A 13534-nucleotide genomic window follows, 5' to 3' on the forward strand; every position below is an offset into this window, starting at 1 on the left:
CCGTGGCCCACGGCGCGCGGGCCCACGCCGAGTCAGTGCGTGGCCGCCGTGCTGGATTGCAGCTCGTGCTGTTCCTCCGGACTCCGGCCGCGCAAGGCTATGACGGCGACCGCCATCAGCAACAACAGCGCCGCGCCCGTGCCCACTGCAGCATGCAGACCGTCGACGAAGGAGGTCTGTGCCGCGTGCACTGCCGCCGGGTCACCGTCGTGGCGCACGATCGTCTCACCGAGCGTATCCGCGAAGTCGCCGCCCGAACGGAACACGAGCGCGGCCAGGGAACCGAGCAAGGCTAGACCCAGCGCATTGCCGAGCTCGAAACTGGTCTCGGACACGCCGACCGCGGAGCCGGCCCGTTCGGGCGGTACCGAGGCCACCGCGACCTCGGATACCAGCGTGAACACGATGCCGTACCCGAGACCGGCAATCGTGGAACCCGCTACGTACCAGCCGATCCCACCGTCCACCCCGATACCGAGCAGCATCAGGTTGCCGACGGCCGCCGCGCACAATGCCAGAACGAACGCCGCACGCGTACCGAGCCGGCCGGCCACCCGCGCACCGCCCATCGAGCAGACGAACACCGCCACCGCCGCCGGAATGCCCAGCAGTGCCGCGCCCAGGACGTCGCGTCCGACGACCGACTGCAGATAGATACTGGTCAGATAGCTCATTCCGGCCAGCGACATCATGCCCACGGTGGACGAGCCGACGGCCACCCGGAACAGGCCGCGCCGGAACAGACTCAGATCCAGCAGCGGTTCGGCCAGCACCCGCTGGCGGCGCACGAACACCACCAGCACCACGACACCGACCACCGCGAGTACCACCGAGACGGTATCGATTCCCTCGGCGGCCGCACGCTTCACCGCGTACACCAGCGGCAGGATGCCGCCGATCGACAGGACCACCGACACCGGATCCAGCGGACCGCGCCCCGCCGAACGGTGCTCGGGCAGCAGTAGGGGTCCGGCCACCAGCAGGATCAGCAGCACCGGCGTGTTGATCAGGAAGATCGAGCCCCACCAGAACTTGTGCAGCAGCAGGCCGCCGACCACCGGCCCGACGGCCGAACCACCGGCGAAGAACGCGGTCCAGATCCCGATCGCGGTACCGCGCGCCCGCGCCTCGGGAAACAGGCTCGAAATCAGCGCCAGGCTGGAGGGCAGCAGCGTCGCACCACCGAGCCCCATCAGTGCTCGCGCCGCGATGAGTACGCCCGCGCTGGGCGCGAAAGCCGCCAGCAGCGAGGCGATTCCGAATATCGCCGCACCGCCGAGCAGAATGGTGCGGCGGCCGATGAGGTCACCGAGATTGCCCATGGTGATGAGCAGTCCGGCGATCATGAAGCCGTAGATGTCGAGAATCCACAACTGCTGCTGGGCAGTGGGATCCAGATGTTCGGTGAGCGTCGGCATCGCCAGATACAGCGCCGACATGTCGATCGACACCAGTAGTACCGGGAGGACCAGTACCGCCAACCCCAGCCAGGCCCGCCGCGGAGTCTCCGTGCCGTTCATCACCTATCCTTCTCCTCGTGCGTACGTCGTACGCGACCGGAGTACAGCGTACGCACCCAGTCGCCGAAAGGAAAACGACTTCCTATGCCGAGCCATTCCCGCTCCGCTGCGCACCGCCCATCCACCGAGCGGCTGACCCGGGCGGCCATCGTCGACACCGCCATCGAACTGGCCGACCGGGACGGTATCGAGGGACTGTCGATGCGTCGCATCGCCGACCGGTTGGGCGTCGGTGCGATGTCGCTGTATCGCCACGTGCCGAACAAGGACGCACTGCTGGCGGATATGACCGATGAGATCGCCGGCCGCTACCCCTACCCGGAGCCGGAGCCCGGCTGGACCTGGCGCGACCGCGTGGACACCGCAGCCGAGATCGACTGGCAGCTCTACCGGCTACACCCGTGGGTGCTGTTCACCTTCGCGGTGCCACGGTACAACTTCGGCCCGCACAGCCTGGCGTGCCTGGCCTGGCTGACCGAGGGACTGCTGGAACTGACCGACGATCACCGCGAAGCCGTCGCCATGGGGCTCGAAGTCTGGAGCTATATCGCCGGTGTCGCATTGCAACAGGTCAGCGCCGCGATGCTGGCCGCACGGGTGGACGAGCACGACGAATCCTCCGGATTGACCGCACTGCTGGAAGGCACCCCGCGCCGCCCCAGCCCCGCGGCACTCGCCCCGCTCGAAGGAACCGGCCTCGGCGATCTGCTCGACCCGGTCCGGCAACTGCGGTCGGGGTTGTCGGCGATGTGTGACGGATTCGCCGCACGCAGCCGGACGAGCACACCGGATCGACCACACTGATCCGAGGTCCGGGTGGCAGCGGCGCGCCGACCACCGCTCGCACCGATGAATCGGCACACTCGGCGTCGTCCATACGGCGACGGGCACCACTGATCCCGTCACCTGCGCGACCGCACCGAATCGACACCGAGGAGACGCCGATGACCCCGTCCTTCGTCCCGGGAGCACCCTGCTGGTTCGACGTAACCAGTCCCGATATCGAGGTGAGCGCCCAGTTCTACCGCGACCTGTTCGGCTGGTCGCCCACCGACACCGGCCCCGCGCACGCGAACTACACACTGCTGCGACAGGATTCGGCTCCGGTCGCAGGAATCACCACGGCTGCGACACCGGACGGCGGCACCCAGCCCGCCCGGTGGCTGCCCTATTTCGCGGTGGCGGACGTCTCCGGAACGATCGAGACCGCGGTGGCCGACGGCGCAGCGGTCGTCACCGCAGCGACGACCGTGCCGGATCGGCTCGAGTTCGCACTCCTCGCCGACCCGGACGGCGCACCGTACGGCATCGCCCGTCTCATCGCGCATCCAGGCACCGAGCGCTGGTCACAACCGAACAACCCGTGCTGGGTGCAGTACGCGGCACCCGGCGCTCCGGCGGGAGCGATGGCGCACTACTCACTCGTGCTCGGTTGGCACTACACCGACGCCGCCTGGGAGACCTCGACCGAGGCCCCCTATCAGGCGCTGAGCACCGAGGCCGGTGAACGTGAATTCGGCGGTGCCGCCAGGGCCCAGCCGGGCGAGCCTGCTCCGGCGTGGGAACTGACGATCCACGTGCCCGACTGCGATGCGGCCGCTGCGCGCGCCGTCGAACTGGGTGGTGCGTTGATCCGGCCGCCGCACGACAATCCCGGTCCGTCCCGGCTCGCCGTGATCGCCGATCCGGTCGGCGCCTCCCTCGCCCTGATGGCCTTCGGCCGCCCCTGACCGCCACGAACTCCCCGGCGGTCGCGTCGTCTGCCTAGTCGGCCACGACTACCGCGTAGGCGAATCCGTCCCAGCCCTTGCCACCGACGGTCTGCAGGACCGTGGCGTCCAGCCGGGGTTCGGCGGCGAGTACCTGCAAGGCCTCCCGGGCGCCGCGTACCCCCGGATCGTCCGGATCGCCGCCGGCGAGGGCACCCCGACGCACCACGTTGTCGACGATGACGACCGAACCCGGTCGGGTCAGGCGTAGCGCCCATCGCACGTACTCGGCATTGTTGATCTTGTCGGCATCGATGAATACCAGGTCGAACGGTTCGGGATTGTCCTGTTCGACTCCCGGCAGGACGTCCAGCGCGGCGCCGATCCGAATCTCCACCCGCTCCCCGACGCCCTTGCGGTCCAGATTCGCCCGCGCCACCTCGGCATGATGCGCATCGAATTCCAGGGTGACCACGCGCCCCTGCGGTCCCACCGCGCGCGCCAGCCACAGGGTGCTGTACCCGCCCAGGGTCCCGATCTCCAGCACCCGGCGCGCCCGGGCGGTCAGCGCGATCAGATGCAGGAACTTGCCCTGCGGCGGCGACACGTCGATCGCGGGCAGACCCGACTCGGAGTTGGCCCGCGCCACATCGGTATCACCGTCTCCGATCAGCGTGTCCACCAGATAGCGATCGACCGTGCCCCATTCGGAATCCGTCATAGCGGCCAGTCTGCCACCGCGATCGTGCGAGTGGGCCGACCTGCGCGCGCCGCTATTCCGGTGCGGCCAGATTTTGCAGGCGTACCTGTCCCCGGGCGACGAGCCGATCCTCGTCGTCGGTGATGTGCACCTGCCACAACTGCTGCGAGCGCCCCTGATGCACCGGGGTCGCCACACCGCGCAGCGCGCCCTCACGCACCGCACGCAGGAAATCGGTGTTGTTGTTGACTCCGACCACATGACCGCGATCGGCGAACCAGACACCGCCGCCCACGCTGGCGAGGGTTTCGATGACGGTGCAGTACACCCCTCCGTTGACGATGCCGGCGGGCTGGTGCAGCTGCGGCGACACCACCCATTCGCCGACCACTCGGTCCGGCCCGACCTCGGTGTATTTCAGGCCGATCAGATCGCTGAAGGTCCCCTCGCTGTACTGCGTCATCTGCTCGGGCGTGACATTCGCCAGCGAGCCCTCCTCGAACCGGTCGTGCTGTGTCATAGAAGAACACTTACACGACCTCGATACCGATGGGTACGCCGGTATCACCGCGAGGTGCTACCCGCAGCGCAGCCCGTGTCCGGGGAGTAATCGACCGGCATACCGCCATACCACCTCGAAAGCCCTTGCACCACACTGCGTTATGTCCGTTATCCGGCGCGGCTATGATTACGCTCACAGCGAGCGCAAATCTCGCCTGTCGGCACCCGCCGGACATACGGTGGCGGCTGCGGCTGCCGGAGCGGCGGCCGCCGCCGCTACTCGCCCTTCCATCGACACTTGGAGCAGAACAGATGACCGACTCCGCCGAGCCGACCGATCCGACGCAGGCCTGGAGCTTCGAAACCAAACAGGTCCACGTCGGTCAGGTCCCCGACGGCACCACCAACGCTCGTGCGCTGCCGATCTACCAGACCACCTCGTACACCTTCCGCGACACCGAACACGCGGCGGCACTGTTCGGGCTGGCGGAGCCGGGCAATATTTACACCCGCATCATGAACCCGACCCAGGACGCGGTCGAACAGCGCATCGCAGCACTGGAGGGCGGTGTGGCAGCGCTGCTGCTCGCGTCGGGACAGGCCGCCGAGACCGTCGCGATCCTCAATATCGCCGGCGCCGGGGATCACATCGTCGCCAGCCCGCGGCTCTACGGCGGCACCTTCAACCTGCTCCACTACACGCTGCCGAAGCTGGGCATCGAGGTCTCGTTCGTCGAAGATCCCGACGATCTGGAGCAGTGGCGCGCCGCGGTGCGCCCGAACACCAAGGCGTTCTACGGCGAGACGGTCTCGAACCCGCAGAGCCACATCCTGGACCTGCCCGGCCTGTCGGCCGTCGCACACGCCGCCGGGGTGCCACTCATCGTGGACAACACCGTCCCGACGCCGTATCTGATCCAGCCGCTGAAGCACGGCGCGGACGTGGTCGTCCATTCGGCGACGAAGTACCTCGGCGGCCACGGCACGGCGATCGCCGGAGCGATCGTCGACGGCGGCACCTTCGACTGGCGCGTCACCGACGAACAGGGCAACGCCCGCTTCCCCGGTTTCACCACTCCCGATCCGAGCTACCACGGTGCGGTGTTCGCCGATCTGGGCGCACCGGCCTACGCACTCAAGGCACGGGTGCAACTGCTGCGCGATATGGGTGCCGCCGTGGCCCCGTTCAATGCCTTCCTGATCGGCCAGGGCCTCGAGACACTCAGTCTGCGGATGGAACGTCACGTCTCCAACGCGCAGGCGGTCGCCGAGTTCCTCACCCAGCAGCCCGAGGTCACCAGCGTCTCCTTCGCGGGGCTGCCGTCCTCGCCCTGGTACGAGCGTGGCCGTGAACTCGCCCCCAAGGGGACGGGTGCCATCATCGCGTTCGAGCTCGCCGGCGGTGTGGACGCGGGCAAGAAATTCGTCGACGCCCTGACCCTGCACAGCCACGTGGCCAATATCGGCGACGTGCGTTCGCTGGTCATCCACCCGGCCTCGACCACGCACTCCCAGCTGGCCCCGGACGAGCAGCTGAGCGCGGGCGTCACCCCGGGCCTGGTTCGCCTGGCGGTCGGCATCGAGGGAATCGAGGACATCCTCGCCGATCTGCGCACCGGTTTCGCGGCCACGCACTAGTCGCGCCCGCACGAGACGGCGGCCCGAAACGAGCACCTCCGGCTCCGTGGATACGACGATGCCCGGTTCCCCTCCGCAGACGGGAGCCGGGCATCGTCGTATCGATCCGCACCGCATGCAAGGGTGCAGAACGTGCAGACTTGCATGCAGGGAAAACGACGCGGCGGGCCCTCCGTGACAAAGGGCCCGCCGCGGGCAGGGGATCGGGGAGTCGACCGCAGCCCTCGGGACTCTCGCTCGATCCTGACGCCGATTCAGAGTGTAGGCGAGGCTTACCTAACTAAGCAAGAGCGACGCACCGGCAATCCGTGATCGGCGAATGCGGCCAGCAGAGCCTGACCCCGTTCGGTCCCGGTATCGGCTGCGGTCCGCGCCAGTTCCGGCACGTAGGTCGCCGCACCCACGACGGTTTCCCCGACCAGCGCCCAGAAGCGCGCCCGGCTCAGGCCGGCACATCGTGCCAGCGACTCACTCACCATGGTCAGCGCCGTTTCGCAGCGGTGCGCCAGCCAGACCTGCAGGGCCCGATCACACGGCAGCGTCACCACGCCCGGCCGACCGGCCAGCGGGTCGCCGTCGACAACACGAACGGTGGTGTCGGACAGGCCCGCCCAGTCCACGCCGCCGTCGTTGTCGGTGTGGATCCACAGATTCTCCAGTCCCGGATCCCAGGCCCGGTTGTCACAGACGAGCAGTGCCACCACTCGCCCGACCACGGCGTGGATCAAGGCGGTCGCCACGACCTCGGCCGCCATCTCTGCACTGGCCATCTCTGCCGCATGCCGGCGGTACATCACCTCGATGCGCCCCTCCCGTGCGCCGTCGGCCAGCCGCCACCAGCGACGACGGCCCTGATCGGCCATCGCAGCCATCGCATAGACGCGCGGATGACCGGGCTGCAGCGCGCGCAGCCGGACGCTTATCTGATCGAATGACGGCTCCGGATCACGAGCCGGGAATATCGTCACTGGTTCGGACATCGAACCCCCTCAACGTTCGGCGTTACGGTCGGCAATGAAAGATAGGTTAGGCTTACCAGACTCGAAGAGCCGTACAATCATGAAACGCGTCACCCAGGAGTAGCCCGCCGCCGTGTCCGCAGCCGTCACCACCACCCGCCGCGCGGGCGGCCTGGCATTCCTCACCGGAGTGCTGTTGATCGCCGTCGTCGCCGGTCTCGCCATCGGCGCGAAGGCATTGTCACCCGCCGCGGTACTACACGCCGTCACCTGCGCGGACGGGTTGCCCTTCACCTGTCCCGCCGACGGTCAGGCCGCGCAGATCGTGCGCGAATTGCGCCTGCCCCGAACTATTCTGGCGGTCCTGACCGGTGCCGCACTGGGAATCGCCGGCGCGCTGATCCAGGGCTACACCCGCAATCCGCTCGCCGATGCAGGCCTGCTGGGCCTCAACGCGGGCGCGGCCTTCCTCGCCGTGCTCGGGGTGCACCTGTTCGCTCTCACCCAGCCGAGTCAATACATCTGGTTCGCCTTCGCCGGTGCACTGATCGCCGGGGTGGTCGTGTTCGCCGCCTCCGCCGCCGGTGGGGGTCGGTCGACGCCGCTGACACTGGTGCTGGCGGGCACGGCCGTCACCGCACTGCTGCAGGCGCTGACCAATGCCGTCCTGCTGCTCGATCCCACCTCCCTGGACACGTATCGCTTCTGGGTGGTCGGCACCCCCGCCGGACACGACCCCGCGGTCGCCGCGCAGATCACGCCCTTCATCGTGGGCGGAATCGTCCTGGCGATCCTGGCCGCACCCGGCCTCAACGCCATCGGGCTGGGTGAGGACGTCGCCCGCGGTCTCGGAGTGAACATCGCCCGCAACCGCGCGATCGGGCTGGCCGCGGTGGTGCTGCTCACCGGTGCCGCGACCGCAGCGGTCGGCCCGATCGCATTCCTGGGCCTGGTGGTGCCGCATCTGGGTCGCATGATCGCCGGACCCGATCATCGCTGGCTGATCCCCTACTCCGGCCTGCTCGGTGCCATCGTCCTGCTACTCGCGGACGTGCTCGGCCGAGTGGTGGCCCCACCGGGTGAGGTCCAGGCCGGAATCGTCCTGGCGGCGATCGGCGCCCCCTGCTTCATCGCCCTGGTGCGCCGGCGGAAGGTGGCAGAACTGTGAACCGCCCCGAAACCGCCGAGGCGGCCGAGACCACGGTCCGGCCCGGTACCGAACTGCTCCCCCGGGTCCGGCCCGCCATCCGCTTCGCCGGAATGTCGGCGGTGCTGCGAGTTCGGGTTCTGGTAGCCGTCGTCGCACTCGCACTCGCCGTGGTGATGCTGTTCGCGCTGGACATCTCCGTCGGCGACTACCACATCGCACTCGATCGCGTCGTGGACGTGCTGACCGGCGGCGGCAGCCGCTCCCAGCGCTACGTGATCATGCAGTCGCGGCTGCCGCGCGCGGTCACGGCACTGGTCGCCGGCGCCGCCCTGGGCATCGCGGGCGCGGTCACCCAGTCGATCCTGCACAACCCGTTGGCCAGCCCCGATCTGCTCGGCATCACCTCGGGTGCGAGTTTCGCCGCCGTCGCGGTCATCGCCGGCGCCGGTGGGACCGCGACCGGAATCGTCGCCACCCTCGGGGTTCCGCTGGCCGCGCTGGCCGGCGGCCTGGGCACCGCCGCACTCATCGCCGCGCTCGCCCTCGGCCGCAACCGTGGTGGCGATACCGGGCTCAGCGGCATGCGGTTCATTCTGATCGGCATCGGCGTCAACGCATTTCTGCTCGCCGGCATCAACTGGCTGCTCACCCGGGCGAGCCTGACCGACGCCTCCCGGGCGCAACTGTGGCTGACCGGATCGCTCGACGGCACCAACTGGACCCGGGCCGCCGCGGCCATCGCCGGACTGACCGTGGTCTCCGCCATCACCCTCGGCTCCGCCCGCAGCCTGGCCGCGCTGCGATTCGGCACCGACACCACCCGCGCGCTCGGAGTTCGGTTGCAGACCCAGCAGCTGGTGCTGATCGGCGCGGCAGTCGCGGCGGCCGCACTGGCCACCGCCGCGGTCGGTCCCCTGGTTTTCGTCGGGCTCGCCGCACCTCAGATCGCGCGGCGGCTGCTGCGCACCCCCGGTGAGCCGATCCTCGGGGCCGCGCTGACCGGCGCGGTGATCGTGATCGCGGCCGATGTGGCCGCCCGCACCGTGGTACCCGTCGACCTTCCGGTCGGCCTGCTCACCGCCGCATTCGGCGGCCCGTTCCTGTTGCTGCTGCTGATACGCGTGAACCGGAAGGCGACACTGTGACCACCCGAACCCCGGATACCGCCCACCAGCTCGCCGCCCAGGACATCACCCTCGGATACGGCGGGCGCGCCATCGTCGACGGACTCAGCGTCGACATCGAGCCGGGGCTGATCACCACGGTCATCGGCCCCAACGGCTGCGGAAAGTCGACACTGCTGCGTGGCCTGGGACGACTGCTGCGCCCGAATTCCGGCCGGGTCCTGCTGGACGGCAAGGCGATCGCCACCATGAAGACCCGTGAGGTGGCCCGCATCGTCGGAATGCTGCCCCAGACTCCGGTCGCACCCGAGGGGCTTACCGTGGCCGACCTGGTCGCACGGGGACGCCACCCACACCAGTCCTGGCTGCGGCAGTGGTCGGGCGACGACGAGACCGAGGTGGCGCGAGCCCTGGCCCAGACCGGGGTGTCGGATCTGGCCGACCGCACCCTGGACGAACTGTCCGGTGGGCAACGGCAGCGAGCGTGGATCTCGATGGCGCTCGCGCAGGGCACCGATATCCTCCTGCTCGACGAGCCCACCACGTATCTGGATCTCGCCCATTCGCTCGAGGTGCTCGATCTGGTCGACCGCCTGCACGACGATCTGGGCCGGACCGTGGTGATGGTGCTGCACGACCTCAACCTGGCCATCCGCTACAGCGATCGGCTCGTGGTGATGCGCGACGGACGCATCGTCGCCCAGGGGGCACCCGACGACATCATCGACGCCGACCTGCTGAGCTCGGTATTCGGCCTGCGGGCCGAAGTACACACCGATCCGGTGTCGGAGCGCCCGATGATCGTGCCGATCGGTTCCCGGCACGTGATCGGCGCGGTCGGCGGGCCACGCGGTGCGAACGCCGGGGAAAGTTCCCGGTCAGGGCTATGAAAAATCCCACACAGCTACCGGCCGGTTACGACGATTTGTAGTACGCCTTTGTGTCGTTGACTCCGTAAACTGGAGGAATGGCAGGACTTGGTGAACTCGAGAAAGCGGTTATGGACCAGTTGTGGTCGGCCGATCAACCGCAGACCGTCCGGCAGGTCCACGAAGCCCTCGCCGCACACCGTGAACTCGCGTACACCACTGTGATGACGGTGCTGCAGCGACTCGCGAAGAAGAATCTGGTGGTGCAGCAGCGCGACGACCGGGCACATCGGTACGTCCCCGTACACACTCGTGACGAACTCGTCGCCAGCCTGATGTTCGATGCATTGCAACAGGCCGACGAGGTCGGCTCCCGCCGCGCCGCGCTCGTACACTTCGTCGAGCAGGTCGGCAAGGACGAGGCTGCCGCACTCCGCGATGCACTCGCTAAGCTCGAAGCAACCGAGGCCGCGCCCGCTCCGTCCGACGACGAGAACACCGCGTCCGACGACAACGGAGTCGCCCCGCCGCAGTAGCTGCTGCGCGGCGCTCTCCGGCGCCGCGATCTCGGGTCCTGGCCCCACAACGCAGTGAGCTGAGTATGAACGCAACAGCGCCGGTATTCGCCGGTCTCGCCTTGCTTTTGGCGGGACCGGTCCCGGCTCTGCTCGGTCGAGCCACCTGGACCTACCGGACCCCGCGCGCGGCGCTGGTGCTGTGGCAGGCAGTCGCCCTCGCCGCGGTGCTGTCGGCCTTCGGATCCGGTCTGGCCATCGCGAGCCTGCTGCTGGTTCCCGGCCCCGACGGCCGCCCCACCACCTCTCCCACCAAGGAGATCGATGCGCTGGGCCTGGTGCTGTGGCTGATCTACGTCGTCGTGTTCGCCCTGACCCTGCTGGTCGGCGCCCGGCTGATCTGGGCCGTGCTCCGGGTCGGTGTGCACACTCGCCGCCGCCGCGCCCGCCACCGCATGCTGGTCGACCTGCTCGACCAGACCGCCGACCCGGACCGCGGTGAACTGCTGGCGACGGCGCCACTGGCCGGCACCCGGGCCGCGGATATCCGGGTGCTCGCCGCGGCCGAGCCGATCGCCTATTGCCTGCCCGGCCTGCGTCGGCGTGTGGTCCTGAGCCAGGGCACCTTCGCGAATCTGACGCGCGCCGAACTGACGGCGATCGTCAGCCACGAGAGTTCCCATCTGCGTGCCCGCCACGACCTGGTACTGGAGGCGTTCACCGCCGCACACGAGGCCTTCCCCCGGATCGTGCGCAGCAAGTCGGCACTGGACTCGGTGAAATTGCTGATCGAACTGCTCGCCGACGACTCCGCGGTGAAGGTCACCGGACCGGCACCGCTGGCCCGTGCTCTGGTGGCATGCTCGAGTTCCGCCGCGCCGCAGGGTGCCATGGCGGCCGGCGGGCCCAGCACCCTGATCCGCATTCAACGTCTGACCGGACCACTGGGCGATCTGCGCATCGCGACAGCCGCTTATGTGACGGCGGCGGCGCTGCTCGTCGTGCCCACCCTCGCGGTCGCGATCCCGTGGCTGGTCGAGCTGAACCGGCTGCTTCGTGCCTGAGTCCGGACAAGCACGCGGAAGATCGGGCCGGTCTGCTTCCCGCCGCGGACGGCCTCCGCACGGCCGCGGCGCCGGGCGCGCAGGCGCCGTGGACCGTACCTCGCAACCGCCACGTACGGGGCGTGGTCGTCCCGCACCCGCTGCCGACCGAACCGGCGCCACCCCGGCACCTGCGCCGGACCACAAGCACGGATCCTCGTCCGGGAATCGCCGTCCCACCGACAGTGCACCGCCTGGTCCGGAGGGACCCGGGACAGGCATGGGTCCCCCGTTCTCCGAACTCGGGCTCCCCGTGGAACTGGTGCAGGCGTTGCGCCGCGGCGGCCTGCACACCGCGTTCCCCATTCAGGCCGCGACGATCCCCGATGTGCTCGCCGGACGAGATGTGCTGGGGCGTGCCGCCACCGGTTCCGGGAAGACGCTCGCATTCGGATTGCCGATGCTGGTGCGCTTGCGCCGCGGCGCCTCCGCACCGAAGCGACCGCGGGCCGTGATTCTGGCTCCGACCCGTGAGTTGGCGGTGCAGATCGAGCGGGTGCTCGACGAGCCGGCGTTGTCACTGGGACTGCGCACCGCCGCAGTCGTGGGCGGAATGCCGATCAAACGTCAGATCGATCGGCTGGCGCGCGGGGTGGACCTGCTGATCGCCACGCCCGGCCGCCTCACCGACCTGATCGCCCAGGGAGCGGTCGGTATGGGCGCGGTCACGATCGTCGCGATCGACGAAGCCGACCATATGGCGCAGCTCGGATTCATCGACCAGGTGCGCGAGATCCTGGACCGGCTGCCCGGCGACTGCCGGCACCTGTTGTTCTCGGCCACTCTCGACGGCGCGGTCGACGCGCTGGTCACCGACTACCTCACCGACCCCGTTCGCCACGAGATCGGGGCGGGCGCAGCGCCCGCCCCGGACGGCTCGTCGACGGGCCCCACCGGATCCGCGACGCTCGAGCACACGGTGCCGGCGCAGCAAGGGAAGGAGGGGGCTGTTTCCGGTGCGGAACAACAGGATCCGGCCCGCCCCCTCCCGGACGCCGACGGGACCACCGGCGCCGTGGGCACCGCGACAGCTCCCCGCACGGTCGACCATCATCTGCTGCGGATGCGCCCTGCCGACAAACGGCCGGTGCTCGCGCAGATCGCGGCGCGCGCCGGGCGAACCCTGGTCTTCGCGCGCACCCAGTACGGTGTGGACAAGCTCGCCCGGCGGTTGCGTGAATCGGGGACGGGCGCGGTGGTGCTCCACGGGGGCCTCACGCAGAATCAGCGCAACCGCACCCTCGCCGCTTTCACCGACGGCACCGCACCGGTGCTGGTGGCCACGGATGTGGCGGCGCGCGGTATCCATGTGGACGGCATCACTCTGGTCGTCCATGCCGATCCGGCCGCCGACGCCAAGGATTATCTGCATCGTTCCGGCCGCACCGGGCGCGCGGGCGCGCCCGGCACCGTTGTCACCCTGATCACCGATGCGGGCGAGGCTGCGCAGGTCGTCCTCCGCAACGCCGGTGTCGCCTACCGGGAAGCGCGCATTCGACCGGACGACGCGCTGCTACGCGAGGTGACCGGTGCGCGGGCTCCCAGCGGCCTTCCCGTCACCGACCCCGCGGCGGCCGACACGCCGCCGAAATCCTCCGACACACCCGGCAGGGCCCGACGAAATACCGGAATCCGCGGACGCCCCACACGTCGCAGCAAACGATAAGCGAATCTCGGCAGTGCCGCGTGCCCCGGCGCCACGGTTCGAGAACCGGCGGCCGACCGGGCGCCCGTTCCGCACAGGTC

The 13534-nt window shown here is 69.3% G+C and carries 13 protein-coding genes; 9 read left to right on the forward strand and 4 right to left on the reverse strand.

Annotated features, from left to right (window positions below; translation table 11 throughout):
* Nucleotides 1-32: 32 nt before the first annotated feature.
* Nucleotides 33-1520, reverse strand: a complete 1488-nt coding sequence (locus NV2_RS15755) for an MFS transporter (protein ID WP_067874124.1) — start codon at nucleotides 1518-1520, stop codon at nucleotides 33-35.
* An 84-nt stretch (nucleotides 1521-1604) separates the two neighbouring features.
* Here NV2_RS15755 and NV2_RS15760 point away from each other — a divergent pair, with 84 nt between their 5' ends.
* On the forward strand, nucleotides 1605-2324 hold the full coding sequence (locus tag NV2_RS15760) for a TetR/AcrR family transcriptional regulator (protein WP_067874127.1): 720 nt from the start codon (nucleotides 1605-1607) through the stop codon (nucleotides 2322-2324).
* A gap of 140 nt (nucleotides 2325-2464) precedes the next feature.
* Nucleotides 2465-3250: a VOC family protein gene (locus NV2_RS15765; RefSeq protein ID WP_067874130.1), complete on the forward strand. Its 786-nt coding sequence runs from the start codon at nucleotides 2465-2467 to the stop codon at nucleotides 3248-3250.
* Between the two features lie 34 nt (nucleotides 3251-3284).
* On the opposite strand, the gene NV2_RS15770 is transcribed toward NV2_RS15765, so the two are convergent.
* Together NV2_RS15770 and NV2_RS15775 are read right to left on the reverse strand one after the other, a co-directional pair.
* Nucleotides 3285-3950: an O-methyltransferase gene (locus NV2_RS15770; protein WP_067874133.1), complete on the reverse strand. Its 666-nt coding sequence runs from the start codon at nucleotides 3948-3950 to the stop codon at nucleotides 3285-3287.
* 52 nt (nucleotides 3951-4002) lie between these two features.
* Nucleotides 4003-4392 carry a PaaI family thioesterase gene (locus NV2_RS15775; protein WP_067874552.1) on the reverse strand — a complete coding sequence of 130 codons (390 nt, stop codon included), beginning with the start codon at nucleotides 4390-4392 and terminating at the stop codon, nucleotides 4003-4005.
* Nucleotides 4393-4742: 350 nt separating this feature from the next.
* Between NV2_RS15775 and NV2_RS15780 the strand changes: the two genes are divergently transcribed.
* The gene (locus tag NV2_RS15780; RefSeq protein ID WP_067874137.1) at nucleotides 4743-6068 is read left to right on the forward strand and encodes a bifunctional o-acetylhomoserine/o-acetylserine sulfhydrylase; all 1326 of its coding nucleotides are present in this window, start codon (nucleotides 4743-4745) and stop codon (nucleotides 6066-6068) included.
* A 272-nt stretch (nucleotides 6069-6340) separates the two neighbouring features.
* Here the strand turns inward: NV2_RS15780 and NV2_RS15785 are convergent, their stop codons facing one another.
* Complete coding sequence (locus NV2_RS15785; RefSeq protein ID WP_067874140.1) at nucleotides 6341-7048, reverse strand: IucA/IucC family C-terminal-domain containing protein; 708 nt, start codon at nucleotides 7046-7048, stop codon at nucleotides 6341-6343.
* A gap of 112 nt (nucleotides 7049-7160) precedes the next feature.
* On the opposite strand from NV2_RS15785, the gene NV2_RS15790 reads away from it, so the two are divergent.
* The 6 genes from NV2_RS15790 (at nucleotide 7161) to NV2_RS32250 (ending at nucleotide 13454) form a co-directional block, all read left to right on the forward strand.
* A complete protein-coding gene (locus NV2_RS15790; RefSeq protein ID WP_067874143.1) occupies nucleotides 7161-8195 on the forward strand; it encodes a FecCD family ABC transporter permease in 1035 nt (344 codons plus the stop codon).
* A gap of 92 nt (nucleotides 8196-8287) precedes the next feature.
* Nucleotides 8288-9322, forward strand: coding sequence for a FecCD family ABC transporter permease (locus NV2_RS15795; protein WP_084474831.1), 1035 nt, complete (start codon nucleotides 8288-8290; stop codon nucleotides 9320-9322).
* Nucleotides 9319-10191, forward strand: a complete 873-nt coding sequence (locus tag NV2_RS15800; RefSeq protein ID WP_067874149.1) for an ABC transporter ATP-binding protein — start codon at nucleotides 9319-9321, stop codon at nucleotides 10189-10191. Before NV2_RS15795 ends, NV2_RS15800 begins: the two co-directional genes overlap by 4 nt.
* A gap of 77 nt (nucleotides 10192-10268) precedes the next feature.
* Entirely contained in the window at nucleotides 10269-10706 is a 438-nt protein-coding gene (locus tag NV2_RS15805) for a BlaI/MecI/CopY family transcriptional regulator (RefSeq protein WP_067874153.1), read from the forward strand.
* A gap of 65 nt (nucleotides 10707-10771) precedes the next feature.
* The gene (locus NV2_RS15810; RefSeq protein WP_067874156.1) at nucleotides 10772-11749 is read left to right on the forward strand and encodes a M56 family metallopeptidase; all 978 of its coding nucleotides are present in this window, start codon (nucleotides 10772-10774) and stop codon (nucleotides 11747-11749) included.
* Nucleotides 11750-12008: 259 nt separating this feature from the next.
* Complete coding sequence (locus tag NV2_RS32250; RefSeq protein WP_067874159.1) at nucleotides 12009-13454, forward strand: DEAD/DEAH box helicase; 1446 nt, start codon at nucleotides 12009-12011, stop codon at nucleotides 13452-13454.
* The last annotated feature ends 80 nt before the right edge of the window (nucleotides 13455-13534 follow it).

It is taken from the genome of Nocardia vermiculata NBRC 100427 (genome assembly GCF_001613265.1).
GTDB lineage: Bacteria > Actinomycetota > Actinomycetes > Mycobacteriales > Mycobacteriaceae > Nocardia > Nocardia vermiculata.

What these genes read in the sequence shown, in the direction of transcription:
- NV2_RS15755 (WP_067874124.1), bottom strand. Translation starts at nt 1,520, where the DNA reads ATGAACGGCACGGAGACTCCGCGGCGGGCCTGGCTGGGGTTGGCGGTA.
- NV2_RS15760 (WP_067874127.1), top strand. Translation starts at nt 1,605, where the DNA reads ATGCCGAGCCATTCCCGCTCCGCTGCGCACCGCCCATCCACCGAGCGG.
- NV2_RS15765 (WP_067874130.1), top strand. Translation starts at nt 2,465, where the DNA reads ATGACCCCGTCCTTCGTCCCGGGAGCACCCTGCTGGTTCGACGTAACC.
- NV2_RS15770 (WP_067874133.1), bottom strand. Translation starts at nt 3,950, where the DNA reads ATGACGGATTCCGAATGGGGCACGGTCGATCGCTATCTGGTGGACACG.
- NV2_RS15775 (WP_067874552.1), bottom strand. Translation starts at nt 4,392, where the DNA reads ATGACGCAGTACAGCGAGGGGACCTTCAGCGATCTGATCGGCCTGAAA.
- NV2_RS15780 (WP_067874137.1), top strand. Translation starts at nt 4,743, where the DNA reads ATGACCGACTCCGCCGAGCCGACCGATCCGACGCAGGCCTGGAGCTTC.
- NV2_RS15785 (WP_067874140.1), bottom strand. Translation starts at nt 7,048, where the DNA reads ATGTCCGAACCAGTGACGATATTCCCGGCTCGTGATCCGGAGCCGTCA.
- NV2_RS15795 (WP_084474831.1), top strand. Translation starts at nt 8,288, where the DNA reads ATGTCGGCGGTGCTGCGAGTTCGGGTTCTGGTAGCCGTCGTCGCACTC.
- NV2_RS15805 (WP_067874153.1), top strand. Translation starts at nt 10,269, where the DNA reads ATGGCAGGACTTGGTGAACTCGAGAAAGCGGTTATGGACCAGTTGTGG.
- NV2_RS15810 (WP_067874156.1), top strand. Translation starts at nt 10,772, where the DNA reads ATGAACGCAACAGCGCCGGTATTCGCCGGTCTCGCCTTGCTTTTGGCG.
- NV2_RS32250 (WP_067874159.1), top strand. Translation starts at nt 12,009, where the DNA reads ATGGGTCCCCCGTTCTCCGAACTCGGGCTCCCCGTGGAACTGGTGCAG.